This window comes from Parasediminibacterium sp. HNIBRBA5674, assembly GCF_056745525.1.
The window spans coordinates 1-550 of sequence record NZ_JBQWIE010000104.1; the positions used below are offsets into that span (position 1 = coordinate 1).

Sequence of the window (550 nt, forward strand, 5' to 3'; positions counted from 1 at the left end):
ACCAAATACGGATGCAGGTTTTTAGCCGTGCAAAAAAAATGGAAGGCCCATGGGAAAGTAAAATTGTACTTAGCAATGGCAATGGTACCGATAGGCATCCATCGCAAGGTACACTTCTAAAATTAGATGATGGCAGTTGGTGGTTTATTCATCAACTAGCAAGAGGCGAAGCTAAAGAAAGGTACAATGGCAGGCCACAATTTTTAGAACCTGTTACGTGGAAGGATGGCTGGCCACTAATAGGTATTGATACCGATGGTGATGGTATTGGTGAGGTTGTTTGGCAAAATAAAAAACCAATAAACGGCTTGCCAATAACGGCACCAGCCACGGATGATGATTTTAGTAAGCCGACTTTGGGCTTACAATGGAACTGGCGTTACAATCCTAAAATGGACAGATGGTCGCTCACCGAAAGGCCAGGATTTTTGCGCTTAAAATCATGCGTTTCAGCACAGCCAACAAAAAACCAAGAAAGCATAAAACTAGTGCCAAACTTATTGGCACAGCGCACCATGGGGCGTTATAAAAATGTAATGACTACCAAGTT

Annotated in this window: 1 protein-coding gene; it reads left to right on the top strand. The window is 42.7% G+C overall.

Features of this window, described 5'->3' with window-relative positions:
* Positions 1-38: 38 nt before the first annotated feature.
* On the top strand, positions 39-550 hold a 512-nt coding region (locus ACT9TX_RS18450; protein WP_481340591.1), incomplete at its 3' end, for a beta-xylosidase family glycoside hydrolase.